This is a genomic window from Aeromicrobium sp. REDSEA-S38_B2 (assembly GCF_001628525.1).
Taxonomy (GTDB): Bacteria; Actinomycetota; Actinomycetes; order Propionibacteriales; family Nocardioidaceae; genus Aeromicrobium; species Aeromicrobium erythreum.
The window spans coordinates 25,464-43,661 of record NZ_LUNH01000003.1 but is presented as its reverse complement, the minus strand read 5'-3'; the positions used below and the strand labels follow the sequence as shown (position 1 = coordinate 43,661).

Genomic DNA, 18,198 nt, shown 5'->3' with positions numbered 1-18,198 from the left:
GGGCCGTCGTGCGTTCAGTCCGTCAGGGCTCGTACGACGTGAAGTCGTAGTCCTCCAGCTGGACGGCGGGGCCGTCGGGCGAGCCGAAGCCGTAGTCGTAGGACTCGTAGCCCGTGACGGCGTAGGCGGCCTGGCGGGCCTCCTCGGTGGGCTCGACCCGGATGTTGCGGTACCGGTCGAGACCGGTACCTGCCGGGATGAGCTTGCCGATGATGATGTTCTCCTTCAGACCGCGCAGCGAGTCCGACTTGCCGTGGATGGCGGCGTCCGTGAGGACGCGGGTCGTCTCCTGGAAGGAGGCGGCCGACAGCCACGACTCGACGGCCAGCGAGGCCTTCGTGATGCCCATGAGCACCGGACGGCCCGAGGCGGGGGTGCCGCCCTCGGCGACGACGCGTCGGTTCTCCGACTCGAACGTCGCCCGGTCCGCGAGGTCACCGGGGATCAGGTGGGAGTCACCCTGCTCGATGACCGTGACCCGACGCAGCATCTGCCGCACGATGATCTCGATGTGCTTGTCGTGGATCGCCACGCCCTGGCTGCGGTAGACCTCCTGGACCTCGTCCACGAGGTGCTCCTGCGCCCGACGGACACCGAGGATGCGCAGGACCTCCTGCGGGTCCGGCGTGCCGTGGGTGAGCTGCTGGCCGACCTCGACGTGCGAGCCGTCCTCGACGAGCAGGCGCGAACGCTTGCTGACGGGGTACTCCTGCACCTCCGAGCCGTCGTCGGGGGTGACGACGAGCTTGCGCGTCTTGTCCGTGTCGTCGATCGCGACGCGACCGGCGGACTCGGTGATCGGCGCACGACCCTTGGGCTGACGGGCCTCGAAGAGCTCGACCACACGCGGCAGACCGTGCGTGATGTCGTCACCGGCCACACCACCGGTGTGGAAGGTACGCATCGTCAGCTGGGTGCCGGGCTCACCGATCGACTGGGCGGCGATGGTGCCGACCGCCTCGCCGATGTCGACGAGCTTGCCGGTGGCCAGCGAGCGGCCGTAGCACTTGGCGCACGTACCGGCCGCCGCCTCGCAGGTCAGGACCGTGCGGACGCGGATGGTCTCCACGCCGGCGGTCACGAGCTGGCCGATCTCGACGTCGCCGAGGTCGCCGCCGGCCTCCACCAGCACCTCGCCCGTCTCCGGGTGGGTGATGTCGGTGGCCGCGCTGCGCGAGTACGCCGAGGTCTCGACGTTCTCCGCCGGCACGAACGTGCCGTCGTCCAGGCGGGTCGCGATGACCTTCGGCAGACCACGCTCGGTGCCGCAGTCCTCCTCGCGGATGATGACGTCCTGGCTGACGTCGACGAGTCGACGCGTCAGGTAGCCGGAGTCGGCGGTGCGCAGGGCGGTGTCGGCCAGACCCTTGCGGGCACCGTGCGTCGCGATGAAGTACTCGACGACGCTGAGGCCCTCACGGAAGTTCGCCTTGATCGGGCGGGGGATGATCTCGCCCTTCGGGTTCGCCACGAGACCACGCATGGCCGCGATCTGACGGACCTGCATCATGTTGCCTCGCGCACCCGAGTGGACCATCATCCAGATCGGGTTGTCGGCGTTCGCGGTGAACTTCTTCTCCATCTCACCGGACACCTCGGCCGTGGCCTGGGTCCAGATCTCGATGAGCTCCTGACGACGCTCGTCCTCGGTGATGAGACCGCGGTCGAACTGCTGCTGGACCTTCGCCGCCTGACCCTCGTACTTGGTGAGGATCTCCTGCTTGGTCTCCGGCGTGACGACGTCCTCGATGGAGATGGTGACGCCCGAGCGCGTGGCCCAGTGGAAACCGGTCTCCTTGAGGTTGTCGAGCGCGACGCCCACGTCGATCTTGGAGTAGCGCTCGGCGAGGTCGTTGACGATGACCCCGAGCTCCTTCTTGCCGACCTGGTAGTTGACGTACGCGTAGTCGTCCGGCAGGGCCTGGTTGAAGATCGCGCGACCGAGGGTGGTCTCCCGCGACGCCACGACACCGTCGACGCCGGGGATGCGGATCCGCACCTTGCTCTGGAGGGTGATCTCCTTGCGGTCGAAGGCCATGACGGCCTCGGCGACCGAGCTGAACGCACGACCCTCGCCCGGGTGTCCCTCGCGCTCGAGCGTGAGGAAGTACAGGCCGATGATCATGTCCTGCGTCGGCATGGTGACCGGACGGCCGTCGGACGGCTTCAGGATGTTGTTCGTGCTCAGCATGAGGATGCGGGCCTCGGCCTGCGCCTCGGCGCTCAGCGGCAGGTGCACGGCCATCTGGTCACCGTCGAAGTCGGCGTTGAAGGCCGAGCAGACGAGCGGGTGGATCTGGATGGCCTTGCCCTCGATGAGCTGCGGCTCGAACGCCTGGATGCCCAGACGGTGCAGGGTGGGTGCACGGTTCAGCAGCACCGGGTGCTCGGTGATGACCTCCTCGAGCACGTCCCAGACCTCGGCGCGCACGCCGCGCTCCACCATCCGCTTGGCGGACTTGATGTTCTGGGCGTGGTTGAGGTCGACCAGACGCTTCATGACGAAGGGCTTGAACAGCTCGATCGCCATCTGCTTGGGCAGACCGCACTGGTGCAGCTTGAGCTGCGGGCCGACGACGATGACCGAACGGCCCGAGTAGTCGACGCGCTTGCCGAGGAGGTTCTGACGGAAACGACCCTGCTTGCCCTTGAGCATGTCCGAGATGGACTTGAGCGGACGGTTGCCCGGGCCCGTGACGGGGCGACCGCGACGGCCATTGTCGAACAGCGAGTCGACGGCCTCCTGCAGCATCCGCTTCTCGTTGTTGACGATGATCTCGGGCGCGCCGAGGTCGAGCAGTCGCTTGAGGCGGTTGTTGCGGTTGATGACGCGGCGGTACAGGTCGTTGAGGTCCGACGTGGCGAAGCGGCCACCGTCGAGCTGGACCATGGGACGCAGCTCCGGCGGGATCACCGGCACGGCGTCGAGGACCATGCCCTCGGGGTGGTTGCTGCTGCCGAGGAACGCCGAGACGACCTTGAGTCGCTTGAGGGCGCGGGTCTTCTTCTGGCCCTTGCCGGTGGCGATGATCTCGCGCAACGACTCCGCCTCGGCGTCGAGGTCGAAGGACTGCAGACGCTTCTGGATGGCAGCGGCGCCCATGTAGCCCTCGAAGTACGCACCGAAGCGGTACGTCATCTCGCGGTAGAGCATCTCGTCGCCCTCGAGGTCCTGGACCTTGAGGTTCTTGAAGCGGTCCCAGACCTCGGTGAGGCGGTCGATCTCGCGCTGGATGCGGTCGCGACGCTGCTTGGCCTCACGCTCGGCGGCGTCCTTGACCTTGCGCTTGGCGTCGGCCTTCGCACCCTCGTCCTCGAGGGCCTTGAGGTCCTCCTCGAGCTTCTGCAGGCGCTGGTTGACCTCGTCGTCACGACGGGCCTCGAGCTGCTTGACCTCGAGGTCGATCTTGGACTCCAGCGAGGACAGGTCGCGGTGACGCGCCTCCTCGTCGACGTGCGTGATCATGTACGCCGCGAAGTAGATGACCTTCTCGAGGTCCTTCGGGGCGAGGTCGAGCAGGTAGCCGAGGCGGCTGGGGACACCCTTGAAGTACCAGATGTGGGTGACCGGCGCAGCGAGCTCGATGTGGCCCATGCGCTCGCGACGCACCTTGGAGCGGGTCACCTCGACGCCGCAGCGCTCGCAGATGATGCCCTTGAAGCGCACGCGCTTGTACTTGCCGCAGTAGCACTCCCAGTCCCGGGTGGGACCGAAGATCTTCTCGCAGAAGAGGCCGTCACGCTCGGGCTTGAGCGTGCGGTAGTTGATCGTCTCCGGCTTCTTGACCTCGCCGTAGGACCATCCGCGGATGTCGTCGGCGGTCGCGAGACCGATCCGGATCTGATCGAAGAAGTTCACGTCGAGCACGGTGTCTTCTTTCCCTTACTTTTCGAAATTCAGTGGTGAGCGGGGAGTGAGGGTGGGGGCGCCGTCGTGGCGACGGCGCCCCGCCGGCTCACACTTCTTCGACGCTGGAGGGCTCGCGACGCGACAGGTCGATGCCGAGCTCCTCGGCGGCGCGGAAGAGGTCCTCCTCCGCGTCGCGCATCTCGACGGCGGAGCCGTCGCTGGACAGCACCTCGACGTTCAGGCACAGCGACTGCATCTCCTTGACGAGGACCTTGAAGGACTCGGGGATGCCCGGCTCGGGCACGTTCTCGCCCTTGACGATCGCCTCGTAGACCTTGACGCGGCCGACGATGTCGTCGGACTTGATCGTCAGCAGCTCCTGCAGCGCGTACGCGGCACCGTAGGCCTCGAGGGCCCAGACCTCCATCTCACCGAAGCGCTGGCCACCGAACTGGGCCTTACCGCCGAGCGGCTGCTGGGTGATCATCGAGTACGGACCGGTCGAGCGGGCGTGGATCTTGTCGTCGACCAGGTGGTGCAGCTTCAGCAGGTACATGTAGCCGACGCTGATCGGGTCGGGGAACTGCTCGCCGGTACGACCGTCGAACAGGACCGCCTTGCCGTCGGGGCCGACCATGCGGTCGCCGTCGCGGTTGGGCAGCGTCGAGGCCAGCAGGCCCTGGATCTCGTCCTCGCGGGCACCGTCGAAGACGGGCGTCGCGACGTTGGAGTTCGCCGGGGCACGGTCGGCGCCGATGGCGCGCAGGCGGTCGGCCCACTCGTCCTTCAGGTCGCCGATGTCCCAGCCTGCCTTGGCCACCCACCCGAGGTGGGTCTCGAGCACCTGGCCGACGTTCATGCGGCCGGGCACACCCAGCGGGTTGAGCACGATGTCGACGGCGGTGCCGTCCTCGAGGAACGGCATGTCCTCGATCGGCAGGATCTTGGAGATGACGCCCTTGTTGCCGTGACGGCCGGCGAGCTTGTCACCGTCGGAGATCTTGCGCTTCTGGGCCACGTAGACGCGGACCAGCTGGTTCACGCCGGGGCTGAGCTCGTCGCCGTCGGCCGCGTCGAACACGCGGACGCCGATGACGGTGCCGGACTCGCCGTGCGGGACCTTGAGCGACGTGTCGCGGACCTCGCGCGCCTTCTCACCGAAGATGGCGCGCAGCAGGCGCTCCTCCGGCGTCAGCTCGGTCTCGCCCTTGGGCGTCACCTTGCCGACGAGGATGTCGCCGTTGCCCACCTCGGCGCCGATGCGGATGATGCCGCGCTCGTCGAGGTCGGCCAACATCTCCTCGCTGACGTTCGGGATGTCGCGGGTGATCTCCTCCGGGCCCAGCTTGGTGTCACGCGCGTCGACCTCGTGCTCCTCGATGTGGATCGAGGTGAGCAGGTCCTCCTGCACGACACGCTGGCTGAGGATGATCGCGTCCTCGTAGTTGTGGCCCTGCCAGGGCATGAAGGCGACGAGCAGGTTGGTGCCCAGCGCCATCTCGCCCTCGTCGGTGCACGGACCGTCGGCCAGCGGGGTGCCGACCTCGACGCGCTGGCCCTCGGCGACGAGGGGACGCTGGTTCGTGCAGGTGCCGTGGTTGGAGCGGCGGAACTTCGCGAGGCGGTACGTCGTGTACGTGCCCTCGTCCTCCATGATCTCGACCAGGTCGGCCGAGACCTCCTTGACGACACCCGCCTTCTTGGCGACCGTGACGTCGCCGGCGTCGACGGCGGCACGGAACTCCATGCCGGTGCCGACGAGCGGGGCGTCGTTGCGCACCAGCGGGACCGCCTGGCGCTGCATGTTGGCACCCATGAGGGCGCGGTTGGCGTCGTCGTGCTCGAGGAACGGGATGAGCGCGGTCGCGACCGAGACCATCTGGCGCGGCGAGACGTCCATGTAGTCGACCTCGGCGGCCGGGCGGAGCTCGGCCTCACCACCACGCTGGCGCACGAGCACCGCGTCGTCGACGAACGTCCCGTCCTCGGTGAGCGGGGAGTTCGCCTGGGCGACGATGAACCGGTCCTCGTCGGTGGCCGTGAGGTAGTCGATCTGCTCGGTGACCCGGCCGTCGACGACCTTGCGGTACGGCGACTCGATGAAGCCGAACGCGTTGATGCGACCGTAGGAGGCCAGCGAGCCGATCAGACCGATGTTCGGACCTTCAGGCGTCTCGATCGGGCACATGCGGCCGTAGTGCGACGGGTGCACGTCGCGGACCTCGTAGCCCGCGCGCTCACGCGACAGACCACCCGGGCCGAGCGCGTTCAGACGGCGCTTGTGGGTCAGACCCGCGAGCGGGTTGTTCTGGTCCATGAACTGCGACAGCTGGCTGGTGCCGAAGAACTCCTTCAGCGCCGCCACGACCGGACGGATGTTGATGAGCGTCTGCGGCGTGATGGCCTCGACGTCCTGCGTGGTCATGCGCTCGCGCACGACCCGCTCCATGCGCGCCAGGCCGGTGCGCAGCTGGTTCTGGATCAGCTCGCCGACCGTGCGGATGCGACGGTTGCCGAAGTGGTCGATGTCGTCGGCCTCGACGAGGGTGGTGCCCGCGGGCATCTCCAGCTCGGTCTCGCCGGCGTGCAGCGCCACGACGTACTTGATGGTGGCGACGACGTCGTCGATGGTCAGCGTCTGCTGGTCGAACGCCTCGTCGGCGCCGAGCTTCTTGTTGACCTTGTGACGACCGACCTTGGCCAGGTCGTACCGCTTCGTGTTGAAGTAGTAGTTGTCGAGCAGGTTCTGGGCGGCCTCGCGCGACGGCGGCTCGCCCGGACGCAGCTTGCGGTAGATGTCGAGCAGGGCCTCGTCCTGGGTCTGGACGTTGTCCTTCTCCAGGGTCAGACGGATCGACTCGTACTGGCCGAACTCCTCGAGGATCTGCGCCTCGGTGAAGCCGAGCGCCTTGAGCAGGACGGTGACGCTCTGCTTGCGCTTGCGGTCCAGACGCACGCCGACGAGGTCACGCTTGTCGACCTCGAACTCCAGCCACGCGCCGCGCGAGGGGATGACCTTGGCCGTGTAGATGTCCTTGTCCGACGTCTTGTCGGGCGTGCGCTCGAAGTAGACGCCGGGGCTGCGGACCAGCTGGCTGACGACGACGCGCTCGGTGCCGTTGATGACGAAGGTGCCCTTGGGGGTCATGAGCGGGAACTCGCCCATGAAGACCGTCTGGCTCTTGATCTCGCCGGTCTCGTTGTTCATGAACTCGGCGGTGACGAACAGGGGCGCGGCGTAGGTGACGTCGCGGTCCTTGCAGTCCTCGACCGAGTACTTCGGGGGCTCGAAGCGGTGGTCGCGGAACGACAGGCTCATCGTCTCGGAGAAGTCCTCGATCGGGGAGATCTCCTCGAAGATCTCCTCCAGACCGGACTTGGTGGAGACGTCGGTGCGGCCGGCAGCGAGGGCGTCCTCGACCTCGGCCTTCCACTTCTCGCTGCCGATCAGCCAGTCGAAGCTGTCGGTCTGCAGGGCCAGGAGCTCGGGAACCTCGAGCGGTTCGGAGATCTTGGCGAAGGAGATGCGGCGGGGTGCGTTGGTGGCACTGTTGTTCTGGGCAGGTGCGGCGACGGTGCGCGAGGCGGCCAAGAGGGGTCCTTCCAGAGGCTCGCAAGGGTGTCACGTGATGGACTTGTGCGCATGACTGACGCCCCCAGTCAAGGGGCAACGAGGGCGACGAGGCGGGCGCGAAGATTCAGTCTAGCCCCCCCGTCCACACGCGCGCAAGCCTGGTCCTTGACAACCAGCCTGAGATGGGCCAAAGTATTCGGCCGCTCCGCAGGCTCACGGCCCGAAAGGACTGCAACGCCAGGGGTCGCGGGCCGTCCGCGCGGCGGTCCGACGTGGCCTGGAGCCTGCGCAGCGCCCGCCGGAGAGACGGACCGGAGGCGCCCGGCGGGTCCGACGCGCCGGTTCAGAGCGCCTTGATGTCGTCGACGAGCCAGCGTCCGTCGCGCTCGACCATCGTCATCTCGACCCGGTTGCCGAAGACCGTCGGTACCTCGGAGCCGTCGGCCAGACGCGCCTGGTCGACGAAGACCAGCACGGTGGCGCGGTCGCGGCGGCAGTCGTCGCCGCACGACATCGCGGCGGAGTCGCGGGTCGTGGCCTTGACCTGGATCTTGCGCTGCGGCGCGAGGTCGCGCAGGGCCGGCGAGATGCTCTCGAAGTCCTTGGCGAACGAGGAGGTCATGACGTCGCTGGAGTCGTCGAGGTACTGCTGGATGCGGTCGTAGCGGTAGGTGAAGATCGTCTCCGCGGCGGAGGCGGCCGCCTCGGCGGCCTTGTCGTGGACGCCGTCGACCCCGTGGGTCTCGCGCCAGTCGGCCACGCCGCGGTAGCCGAAGAACGCACCGAAGACGACGGCCAGGACGGCCACGCCCACCAGGACGATGCGCGCGGGGTCGAGGGCCCGGCGACCTGCGCCGGCACCCGCGTCGCTCGACTCGACGTCCGCGCGCGCATCGGAGCCCCACCGCTGGGCCTCGGCAGCGGCGTCGTCGACGCGCTCGTCCTCGACCGGCGTCGCACTCGGGGCGGACGCTGCGACGTCGCCGGCGGCACCGGTGCGCCGGTCGTTGCGCCGTCCCACCCGGGGTGCGACGCGGGGAGCCGTCGGGGGCGTGGGCTGCGCGGCCTCCTGCTCCTCGACGGTCGGCTCGTCGACCGGGGTCGGCTCGGGCTCGACCGGCGCGCCCGGGCGTGCGACCGGGCGACGCACGACCTTCTTCGCCGGCACGGGCGGCCGCGCCGCACCCGGCGTCGACTCCCCGGCGATCCTGCGGCGCTTCTTCGGTCCCTCGGGCGTGCTCACTGACCCTCCTGCGACGCGGACGGCGAGGCCGACGGCGACGGGCTCGCGCCGCCCGACCCGGGATCGGTGGACGCGTCCAGCGGCACCACCGTGTCGAACTGGCTGACCCGCCAGTCGCCGTCGGACTTGGACAGCGTGACCTTCCAGCGGAACCGACGCTGCACCGCGGTCTCGTCGGACGACGTCGTGATCGACGCGTCGACGGCGACGATCGCGATGGCGGAATCCTTGTCGATCGAGTCGACGGCGACGGCGAGCACGTTGGCGTCGCCGCTCTTCTGGTCCTTGGACTCCAGGGCGCCGAAGACCGCGTTCGTGACGCGGACGAACTCCTTGTCGTAGGCCGGCGTCAGCAGCGGCTTCATCCGCTTCTGGTAGCTCGCGAGGTCGGCGACGTCGTAGGTGTTGTACGTCGTCGCGAAGTCGTTGACGCGCGCCACGACGGCGTCGCGCTCGGCGTCCTCGCCACCTCCCACGAACCGCGGCACGAGCAGCCCGGCCACCCCGACGAGCACGCCGAGGACGGCGATGACGACGAGGGGGGTGGAGCTCCTGCGCGCGGTCAGCGGATCGCCGGTCCGAGCAGCAGCCACGTCCACGAGTCCTTTCCGGAGGCGTCGGCCCCGGTTCCCACGGCGGCCCGATCACGGTTGATCACGGTCTTGTCGGGCCCGCGCGGGACCTTGTCCTTGACGATACAGCCGGCGTCCACGTCGAACTGCATGTCGTAGACCTCGATCGGCTCGCGCCGCGGTCGCTGCCCGTTGTCGTCCTCGTCGCACGGCTTGGGGTTGCTCGTGTCGCTCGGGTTGGTGATCACCAGGCCGAAGCGGGCGTCCCACTCCCCCTTGGTGCTCTTGCTCGGGGCGACCACGCTGTAGGTGCCCTCGAGCACGTACGGGTAGACGATGGCGAGCGCCTTGAGGCTCTTGGAGTTGCGGGCCAGCGGCTCGGTCGCACTGCGCAGGTCGGCGAAGATCGTGCGCAGCTGCGCCGCGTTCTCCGCGACCGTGTCGTTGACGGTCTTGGCCGCCGACGGTCCCTCGTCGACCAGGCGTCGCAGGTCGCCGTCGGACTCCACGAGGGTGTCCGAGAGCAGCGCCAGGTTCTTCGCGAAGGTCTCGAGCTGGGGCTGCTTGTCGATCTGCGTCTGCAGGACGCCCGAGGAGCTGCGGATGAGCCGCTGCGTCACGCCGAGGTTCTCCTGCGCCGCGGTGATGAACTCCGAGGACGTGTCGAGGATGCGCTCGAGGTCGGGTCCGGTCCCCTCGAACGCGGTGCCGAGCTCGTCGACGACGGTCTTGAGGCTGCGGGTGTCGATGCTGGAGACGAAGGAGTTCAGGTTGAGCAGCAGGGTCGTGGTGTCGATCGGGATGCGCGTGTCCGAGCGCGGGATGGTGGTGCCCGCCTTCAGGTACGGTGCCTCGTTCGTACGCGGGGAGAGGTCGACGTACTGCTCGCCGATGGCCGACTTGTTGGCCACGGTGGCCACGACGTCGGAGGAGATCTTCGGCGCGTCCTTGTTGATGTCGAGCACCACGTTCACGCCGTCGTCGGTGAACTTCAGCTGCTTGACCTTGCCGACCGCGATGCCGCGGTAGGTCACCTCGGCCCCGGCGAAGATGCCGCCGGAGTCGGCGAAGTCGGCCGTGACGGGGAAGGTGCGGTCGACGAACAGGCGGTCGAGCTGGGCGTACTTGCCGCCGACGAACGTCGCGCCGACGGCGACGATGATCGCGAAGATCGCCAGCTGGATCTTGGTCAGGCGAGTGATCATCGCTGCACCACCGGTCCGAGCACCAGCCGCGCGACGTCCTCGGTCTGCGTGGCCATGAGCTCACTCGTCGTCGTGACCCGGCAGTTGCCGAGCAGGGAACAGATACCGCCTCCACCGCCGGAGGACGAGCCGCCGCGGGACGACGTGGACGCCGACGGCGACGGGCTGGCCGACGGCGACGGCTGCGAGCCGGTGCCGTCGGAGGTGCCCGGCAGCGACGGCAGGCCGGTGTCGCCCTGGCTGGTCAGGCCCTCGACCAGCTCGACGAGCTGGTTGGCGGGAGCGCCGGCCGCGCCGGAGCCCGACCCGCCCGAGGCGGGCGCCGAGGAGCCCGTGGGCTTCGCCGAGCCGATCGTGTTGCCGAGCGACAGCAGGCCCTCCACGAGGTTCGTGAGCTGCCCGGTGTTCAGCGACAGGTTGATGTCGAGGTTCATGAAGTCGCCGTAGCAGGCGCCCTCGGCGACCTGCTTGCGCAGCAGCGCCTTGTTCTGCGTGGCCGGGACCGCGGGGTCGTAGGCCGTGCAGGGGCTGCTGGCACGCGCCGGCGACCCGCCGGCGATCGCGTCGGTGAACGGGTAGGTGAAGATCAGCTGGCTCGCCGTGGCGAGGTCGTCGCCGGCGTTCGCGAGCTCACGCAACGTGGGCTCGAGGTCGCGCAGCACGGCCAGCGTGTCGTCCTTGGAGCGTCGGATGACGCCCGTCGCGGTGTCGCTCAGCCGGTCCAGCGACTGCAGTAGGCCGACCAGGTCGTCACGCTGCGCGTCGAGGGTGCGCAGCGCCTCCGGCAGCTCGTCGAGCGCCTGGGTGATCGCGCCCTCCTGCGCCTTCGTCGCCTTGGCCAGGTTGTCGACCTTCTCCAGGGCGGTCAGGATCTCGCCCTTGTTCTCGTCGAGCTGGCCGATGAAGGTCGTGGTGCTCTGCAGCAGCTGCTTGACCTCGGGCTCGTTGCCGTCGAGCGTCTTGTTGAGCTCCTTGACGATGGTGTTCGTCTTCTCGAGGCCGCCGCCGTTGAAGAGCAGCGAGGCCGCACCGAGCACCTCCTCGATGTCGGGGTTGCGCCCCGAGCGGTCGAGCGGGATGCGGTCGCCGTTGCCGAGCCTGCCCTCGCCCCCCGTGGACGGCGGAGCCAGCGACACGAACTTCTCGCCCAGCAGGCTGGTCTGGCGGATCTGCGCCTCGGCGTTGTCGGGCAGCTCGACGTCGCGGTTGATCTCGAGGGTCGCGGTGGCCGTCCAGCCGTCGAGCCGGATCTTGGTGACCTTCCCGACCGCGATGTCGTTGACCCGCACGGCGCTCTGCGGCACCAGGTCGAGGACGTCGCGGAACTGGACGGTCACGGTGTACGGGTCGGACCCGAGGTCCGCGCCACCGGGCAGCGGCAGCTCGTAGGGCGAGAAGCCGCAGCCCGACAGGAGCACGGCGCTCCCGGCGGTCACGGCGGCGGCCCGCAGGCCGCGTCGGCGCAGGCTCATCGCTCCACCCCCAGCATCTGCGACAGCGACGTGTCGGTGCGGTCCGGCGACGGCGCGTTGGCCACGGCGGCGCGCGGCAGCGGCAGTCCGCCGGTGATCGGCTTGAGGAGGTCGTCGAGCACGCCGCCGAGGACGTCGCACGGCTCCTTGACGTCGATCGGCAGGTTCTCGCTGATGTTGCACAGCAGGTCGCCCGGGTCCTCCACGGCACCCAGCAGCAGCTGGAGCACGTCGGCGTGGTTGTCGAGCGTGCCCGTGTTGCCGTTGTAGGCGAGGGCGACGTTCGACAGGGCCGTCGGCGCGCTGATCGTGAACTGCTCGAGGTCCTTCTGGTGGTCGCCGAGCACGCGCGCGACCGTCGCCAGCTGCTTGACGTTGCCGCGCAGCTCCGAGCGGTTCTCGCGCACCAGTCGGCGGACCTCGACCAGCGCATCGCCGAGGGCCTTGATGGTGGCCTGCAGGTCCTCGCGCTCGCCCGCCAGGACGGTCGAGACCTGGGCGGTGCTGTCGAAGAAGTCGCGCACCGACTGGTCGTTGGTCTGCAGGAGCTGCACGAACTGGTCGACCTCGCGCATGCTGCCGAACAGCTCGTCCTTGTTGTCGGAGAGCGTCTGGCTGAGCTTGCCGAAGTTGCGCAGCGTCTCGTTGACCTGGGCACCCTGGCCGTCGAGCTGCTTCGCGGTGTCGCGGACGAGGTCGCTGACGGCGCCGTTGCGGTTGGCGCCGTCTGGGCCGAGCGCCACCGAGAGGTCGTCGAGGGACTTGTAGACCTGGTCGAGCTCGACCGGGACGGCCGTCCGGCTCACGCCGAGGCGCGCGCCGTCCTTGAGGACCGCTCCCCCGTCGTAGGCCGGGGCGAGCTGGACGAACCGGTCGCCGACGATCGACGGGGAGACCACGACGGCCTTCACGTCGTCGGGCAGCTTGACCGAGGCGTCGTAGGAGATGGTCGCGCGCACCGTCTTGCCGCGGGGCACGAGCCGGTCGACGGTGCCGACGGCCACGCCGAGGATCCGGACGTCGGAACCCTCGTACAGCGAGTTGGTCTGGGTGAAGTCGACCGTGATGGTCTTCTTCGCGTCGCGCTGCCCGAAGACGATCACGAGTCCGACGACGAGCACGAGGGCGACGAGCACCGTGAGGATGCGTGCGGCACCGGCGAGCCTGCTCATCCTGCCCCTCCGATCTTGACGTACGTGTCGAACCAGGGCCCGTTGCCGAGCGCGTTGGCGAAGACCCGCAGGAAGCCGGGCATCACGGTGAGCGCCCGGTCGAGGCTCTGCTCGTTGCGCGCCAGCATGGTGGTGACGGTGCGCAACTGGCGCAACGCCGGCTGCAGGTCGGCCTCCGTGTCCTTGACCAGACCGGTCAGCTGGGCGGAGATCTCCTGCGTCGAGACGAGGAGGCGGTGGATCGCCTCGCGCCGGGCGCTGATCGCGTCGAAGAGCACCGAGGAGTCCTTGACGAGCGCCACGAGCTGGTCGTCGCGGGCGTTGATGACGCCGGTGACCTTCTTGAGGTTCTTCAGCAGGGTGTTGATCTGCTCGTCGCGCGCGGCGAGGTTGCGCGAGAGGTCGGAGACGCCGCGGATGGCGCCCCGGAACTCCTCCGGCGTCTGCGCGGCGACGTCGGAGAGGGTCTCCAGCGCCTGGGAGATCTGGTCGACGTCGAGCGCCTCGGTGGTGGTGCTGAGGTCGGAGAACGCCTGCACGACGTCGTAGGGCGGCGTGGTGCGCGACTCCGGGATCGTGCCGCCCTTCTCGAGGCGACCCGAGCCCGACGGCTGCAGCGCCAGGAACTGTGCACCGAGCAGCGTGCGGATGCGGATCTCGGCGGCGGTCTCGCGGCCGAGGCGGGTGCCCTTGTCGACCTTGAACGTCACCTTGACCTTGTTGCCGTCGAGCTCGATGTCGCGGACCTTGCCGACGGGGACGCCCGCGACGCGGACCTCGTTGCCGGACTTCAGGCCACCGATCTCGGCGAACTCGGCGTGGTAGGTGTCGCCTGCGCCGATGATCGGCAGGCGGTCGGCACGGAAGGCGGCCACCAGCAGCATGGCGATCACGGCGAAGCCGATGAAGCCGATGATGACGGGGTTGCGCTCGCGGAACGGCTTCATGACGCGGCCTTCCCGTACTCGTTGCCGCCGGTGCGGCAGCGGTCGCCACCGGCCTTGAGCGAGCCGAGCTGCTTCAGGAGACCGTCGAGCAGGCCGTCGAGCGGCGTGCCGGTGAGCTGGCTGACGTCGACGTTGAGCTCGCAGACGTAGAAGTTGAACAGGCTGCCGTTCGACACCAGGTTGCCGAGCTTCTCCATCTTGATCGGCAGGATCTGCAGCGCCGACTCGAGGGTGTCGAGGTTGCGCTTCTTCGACAGGTTGCCGGTCAGTCGTCGCAGCTGCTTGACGTCGGCCGTCAGGTCGGGGCGGCCCTCGACGAGCAGGTTCGAGGTCTCGGTCGTGAGGTCGGAGATCGAGTCGAGCGAGCCGAGGATGGCCTCGCGGTCGCCCTTGAGCCCGGTGATGAACTGCTGCAGCGTGTCGATGGTCGCCGTCAGCTGCTGGTCACGGCTGCCGATCGTGTCGAGCACGTCGGAGAGGTTCACGACGACGTCGCCGATCAGCTGGTCGCGGTCGGCGAGCGTGCTGGTGAGCGACGCGGTGCGCGCCAGCAGGTTCTGCACGTTGCCGGACTCGCCCTGCAGGGTCTGCACGATCTCGAAGGCGAACTTGTTGGTGTCCTCCGGCGAGAGCGCCTGGAAGACCGGCTTGAACCCGTTGAGCAGCACGTTGAGGTCGAGCGCCTCCTCCGTGCGGTCCTGCGGGATCGTCGACCCGGGCGCGAGCCGTGACGTGTCGCCGTCGCCGCCCTGGAACAGCGCCAGGTAGCGCTGGCCGACGAGGTTGCGGAAGCGCAGCTGGGCGATCGTGTCCTTCGTCAGCGGCGTGGTCGAGCGCACCGAGAAGGTCACGATGGCCTCGTCGGTGTCGTGGATCTTCACCGACTTGATCGAACCGACCGAGACGCCCGCGATGCGCACGTCGTCGCCCTTCGCGACGCCGGTGACGTCGGAGAAGACGGCCTTGTACTCGTTGCTGGCACCGAGGCTGCCGTTGCTCAGCGTGAGCATGAGCATGGCGGTGGCGGTGCCGGTGACGACGAAGAACACCGCGAGCTTGACGATCGCGCTGATCGACTCCTTGTCGAGCATCCTGCTCATCGGCTCACCTCCTCGGCGCGGACGGTCTGACGGCGGTTCACGGCGCCTTCACCTCCGTGCCTCGCAGGATGGGGCTGAGCAGCAGCGAGGCGGCGTCGGGGACCTGGTCCTCGTCGACGCCGGCCATCGCGGCGGCGAGGCTGCGCGCCTCGGCCCGCTGCTGGGGCGTGTCGGTGTCGGCGAGGCTGGGGTTGAAGAAGCCTGCCTCGTCCAGGCTCGACACGGCGGCACGCTGGTAGTCGGCATCGGTGCCGAACTTGCCGTTGTGGCTGTTCCGCACGCCGATCAGCTTGAACACCTCCGGGGAGACCTCGAACGGGTCGGACTTGCTGTAGGGCCACTTCGACGGGTCGTCGGCGTTCTGCTTGAAGATCTTGAGGTCCTCGCAGACGGCGCCGATCGTGTTGGGCAGCTTGCCGCGCTTCTTGTCGGGCGCGTCGATGTACTCGACCTTGCTCGGGTCGGCCTGCGGGGCCTGCTCGATCTGCCGGTTGCTGGGGATGCGGGCGTTCTCGTCGAAGCCGAAGTAGGTCGGCTGCTGCGGCAGCGTCTCGAGGTCGATGTGCACCGTGTTGTTGCGCAGCACGCTGTTCAGCTTCGGCAGCACGGTGGCCATGCCGCCGGTGAAGCACGGGAAGCTGCTCGCGTACTCGGCGGTGACGCCGAGGATGACGCGGTTCTGCTTGGCCAGGACCTCGAGGTTGTCGCCGTTGGCCTTCGTGAAGTCGGTCAGGGTGTTCGCCAGGCGCGTGCCCTCGTTGTAGAACGCCGCGAGCTGGGTGCGCTTGGCGACCACCGTGTTGCCGGTGACGACCGTGTTGCGCAGCAGCCGGCCGAGGGTCGGCATCTGCGCGGCGTAGCCGTCGGAGACCGTGCCGAGCTTGGTGAGGTCCGTGACGAGCGTCGGGACGTCGGGGTTGAGGGCGGTCAGGTACTCGTTGGCCTGGACCAGCGTCTGGCCGAGCTTCTCGCCGCGACCCTCGAGCGCCTGCGACACCGCGGTCAGCGTCGAGGACAGCTCGGCGGGCTCGACCGCCTGCAACAGCGGGTAGAGGTCGTTGAGGAGCTGCTCGACCTCGATCGGCACCTCGGCCCGCGCGATCATGTCGCCGGCCTTCAGCTTCTCCGGCCCGGCGTCGTCGGCGGGGATGAGGGCGATGTACTTCTCGCCGAACAGCGTCTTCGGGACGATCTCGGCCGTGACGTCGGCCGGCACCTCGTCGATGAGGTCGGGCTTCATGCCGAGCACGATGCGCACCCCGCCGTCGTGCGGCTCGACCTTGCGCACCTCGCCGACGATCATGCCGCGCAGCTTCACGTCGGCGTTCTCGGGCAGGTTGAGGCCGGCGGTGCCGGTGTCGACGGTGACGTCGTCGTAGGCCACGAAGGTCTTGGAGAAGAACGCGAACGTCAGCCAGATGAAGAACAGCATGATCGCGACCAGCGCGGCTCCGAGGAGCTTGAGGCTGGTGGGGCGCTCGGCGAGGGGTGTGGCAGCCATGTCAGCCCGCCAATCTGACGGTGACGGTCGTGCCCCAGATCGCCATGGAGGCGAGCAGGTCGACGACGTTGACCGCGACAATCGAGGTTCGGACGGCGCGCCCCACGGCCACGCCGACGCCGGCGGGGCCGCCGGAGGCGTAGTAGCCGTAGTAGCAGTGGATGAGGATGACGACGACGGCGAAGATCAGCACCTTGCCGAAGGACCACAGCACGTCGCCCGGGGGCAGGAACGTCTGGAAGTAGTGGTCGTAGGTGCCGGTGCTCTGGCCCAGGAACTGGGTGATGGTCAGCCGGGTCGCGAAGTAGGAGGACAGCAGGCCGACCACGTACAGCGGGATGACGGCGATGAGGCCGGCGAGCACGCGGGTCGTGACGAGGAACTGCATCGACGGCACGGCCATGACCTCGAGCGCGTCGACCTCCTCGGAGATCCGCATGGCGCCCAGCTGGGCGGTGAAGCCGCAGCCGACGGTCGCGGCCAGGGCGATGCCGGCCACGATCGGCGCGATCTCGCGGGTGTTGAAGTAGGCCGAGACGAAGCCGGACAGGGCCGACGTGCCGAGCTGGTCGAGCGCGGCGAAGCCCTGGATGCCGACCTCGGTACCGGTGAAGAAGCACATGGCCACGATGACGCCGACGGTGCCGCCGATGACGGCGAGCGCGCCGGAGCCGAGCGTGACCTCGGCGAGCAGCCGCAGGATCTCGCGGCTGTAGTTCTTGATGGTGAACGGCACCGCGCGCAGGACGCGCAGGTAGAAGAGCAGCTGCGTGCCCATGCCCTCCAGGGCGGCTGCGGGGCGCTCGTAGAGCGCGCTGACCTTGGTCGCCATGCTCACATCCCCTTCGGCGGCACGAGCTGGATGTAGATGGCCGAGACGAAGAAGTTCACGATGAACAGCAGGAGGAACGTGATCACCACGGCCTCGTTCACCGCGTCGCCCACGCCCTTCGGCCCGCCCTTGGCGTTCATGCCCTTGTAGGAGGCCACGATCGCGGCGATGTAGCCGAAGATGACGGCCTTGACCATGCCTTGGTAGATGTCGGGCAGCTGCGCGAGTGCCGTGAACGACGCCAGGTACGCCCCTGGTGTGCCGTCCTGCAGGACGACGTTGAAGACGTAGCCGCCCGCCACGCCGACGATGGTCACCAACCCGTTCAGGAAGACGGCGATGAGCATGCAGGCGAGCACGCGCGGCACGACGAGGCGCTGAATCGGGTCGATGCCCAGCACCATCATCGCGTCGAGCTCCTCGCGGATCTTGCGCGAGCCGAAGTCGGCGGCGATGGCCGAGCCGGCGGCGCCCGCGATCAGCAGGGCCGTGGCGATCGGGCCGGCCTCGCGCACCACCGCGAGCACGGCCGCGGAGCCGGTGAACGACTGGGCGCCGAACTGCTTGATGAGGCCGCCGACCTGCAGCGCGATGACCGCGCCGAAGGGGATCGAGACGAGGGCGGTGGGCACGATCGTCACGGTGACGATGAACCACGCCTGCGTCAGGAACTCCTTGAGCTGGAACGGACGCCGGAACAGCGCGACGGTGACGTCGAGCATGAAGGCGA

12 protein-coding genes are annotated in these 18,198 nt (G+C 68.6%); all 12 read right to left on the bottom strand.

The window, feature by feature from the left end; all coding sequences use genetic code 11:
- Positions 1 to 22: 22 nt before the first annotated feature.
- Positions 23 to 3,868: a DNA-directed RNA polymerase subunit beta' gene (locus tag A6Q81_RS00420; RefSeq protein ID WP_067854771.1), complete on the bottom strand. Its 3,846-nt coding sequence runs from the start codon at positions 3,866 to 3,868 to the stop codon at positions 23 to 25.
- A gap of 88 nt (positions 3,869 to 3,956) precedes the next feature.
- Positions 3,957 to 7,442: a DNA-directed RNA polymerase subunit beta gene (rpoB, locus tag A6Q81_RS00415; RefSeq protein ID WP_067854770.1), complete on the bottom strand. Its 3,486-nt coding sequence runs from the start codon at positions 7,440 to 7,442 to the stop codon at positions 3,957 to 3,959.
- Between the two features lie 325 nt (positions 7,443 to 7,767).
- Positions 7,768 to 8,667, bottom strand: a complete 900-nt coding sequence (locus A6Q81_RS00410) for a hypothetical protein (protein ID WP_286689134.1) — start codon at positions 8,665 to 8,667, stop codon at positions 7,768 to 7,770.
- Positions 8,664 to 9,260: an Rv1363c family protein gene (locus tag A6Q81_RS00405; RefSeq protein WP_144433650.1), complete on the bottom strand. Its 597-nt coding sequence runs from the start codon at positions 9,258 to 9,260 to the stop codon at positions 8,664 to 8,666. The genes A6Q81_RS00410 and A6Q81_RS00405 overlap by 4 nt, the downstream gene beginning before the upstream one ends.
- Positions 9,230 to 10,444: an MCE family protein gene (locus tag A6Q81_RS00400; RefSeq protein WP_067854767.1), complete on the bottom strand. Its 1,215-nt coding sequence runs from the start codon at positions 10,442 to 10,444 to the stop codon at positions 9,230 to 9,232. The genes A6Q81_RS00405 and A6Q81_RS00400 overlap by 31 nt, the downstream gene beginning before the upstream one ends.
- Entirely contained in the window at positions 10,441 to 11,916 is a 1,476-nt protein-coding gene (locus A6Q81_RS00395) for an MCE family protein (RefSeq protein ID WP_067854765.1), read from the bottom strand. Before A6Q81_RS00395 ends, A6Q81_RS00400 begins: the two co-directional genes overlap by 4 nt.
- The gene (locus A6Q81_RS00390; protein WP_067854763.1) at positions 11,913 to 13,088 is read right to left on the bottom strand and encodes an MCE family protein; all 1,176 of its coding nucleotides are present in this window, start codon (positions 13,086 to 13,088) and stop codon (positions 11,913 to 11,915) included. The genes A6Q81_RS00395 and A6Q81_RS00390 overlap by 4 nt, the downstream gene beginning before the upstream one ends.
- Positions 13,085 to 14,035: an MCE family protein gene (locus A6Q81_RS00385; protein WP_067854762.1), complete on the bottom strand. Its 951-nt coding sequence runs from the start codon at positions 14,033 to 14,035 to the stop codon at positions 13,085 to 13,087. The genes A6Q81_RS00390 and A6Q81_RS00385 overlap by 4 nt, the downstream gene beginning before the upstream one ends.
- Positions 14,032 to 15,135 (bottom strand): MCE family protein, encoded by a 1,104-nt coding sequence (locus A6Q81_RS00380; protein WP_286689133.1) that lies wholly within the window; start codon positions 15,133 to 15,135, stop codon positions 14,032 to 14,034. Before A6Q81_RS00380 ends, A6Q81_RS00385 begins: the two co-directional genes overlap by 4 nt.
- Positions 15,136 to 15,172: 37 nt before the next feature.
- Positions 15,173 to 16,636: an MCE family protein gene (locus A6Q81_RS00375; protein WP_286689132.1), complete on the bottom strand. Its 1,464-nt coding sequence runs from the start codon at positions 16,634 to 16,636 to the stop codon at positions 15,173 to 15,175.
- A gap of 1 nt (position 16,637) precedes the next feature.
- Positions 16,638 to 17,468, bottom strand: a complete 831-nt coding sequence (locus A6Q81_RS00370) for an MlaE family ABC transporter permease (protein WP_067854755.1) — start codon at positions 17,466 to 17,468, stop codon at positions 16,638 to 16,640.
- Positions 17,469 to 17,470: 2 nt separating this feature from the next.
- A complete protein-coding gene (locus A6Q81_RS00365; RefSeq protein ID WP_083516566.1) occupies positions 17,471 to 18,190 on the bottom strand; it encodes an MlaE family ABC transporter permease in 720 nt (239 codons plus the stop codon).
- Between the last annotated feature and the right edge of the window lie 8 nt (positions 18,191 to 18,198).

Coding starts and splice junctions, on each gene's coding strand:
- A6Q81_RS00365 (WP_083516566.1), bottom strand. CDS start 18,190: ATGCTCGACGTCACCGTCGCGCTGTTCCGGCGTCCGTTCCAGCTCAAG.
- A6Q81_RS00370 (WP_067854755.1), bottom strand. CDS start 17,468: ATGGCGACCAAGGTCAGCGCGCTCTACGAGCGCCCCGCAGCCGCCCTG.
- A6Q81_RS00395 (WP_067854765.1), bottom strand. CDS start 11,916: ATGAGCCTGCGCCGACGCGGCCTGCGGGCCGCCGCCGTGACCGCCGGG.
- A6Q81_RS00385 (WP_067854762.1), bottom strand. CDS start 14,035: ATGAAGCCGTTCCGCGAGCGCAACCCCGTCATCATCGGCTTCATCGGC.
- A6Q81_RS00400 (WP_067854767.1), bottom strand. CDS start 10,444: ATGATCACTCGCCTGACCAAGATCCAGCTGGCGATCTTCGCGATCATC.
- A6Q81_RS00390 (WP_067854763.1), bottom strand. CDS start 13,088: ATGAGCAGGCTCGCCGGTGCCGCACGCATCCTCACGGTGCTCGTCGCC.
- A6Q81_RS00380 (WP_286689133.1), bottom strand. CDS start 15,135: ATGAGCAGGATGCTCGACAAGGAGTCGATCAGCGCGATCGTCAAGCTC.
- A6Q81_RS00375 (WP_286689132.1), bottom strand. CDS start 16,636: ATGGCTGCCACACCCCTCGCCGAGCGCCCCACCAGCCTCAAGCTCCTC.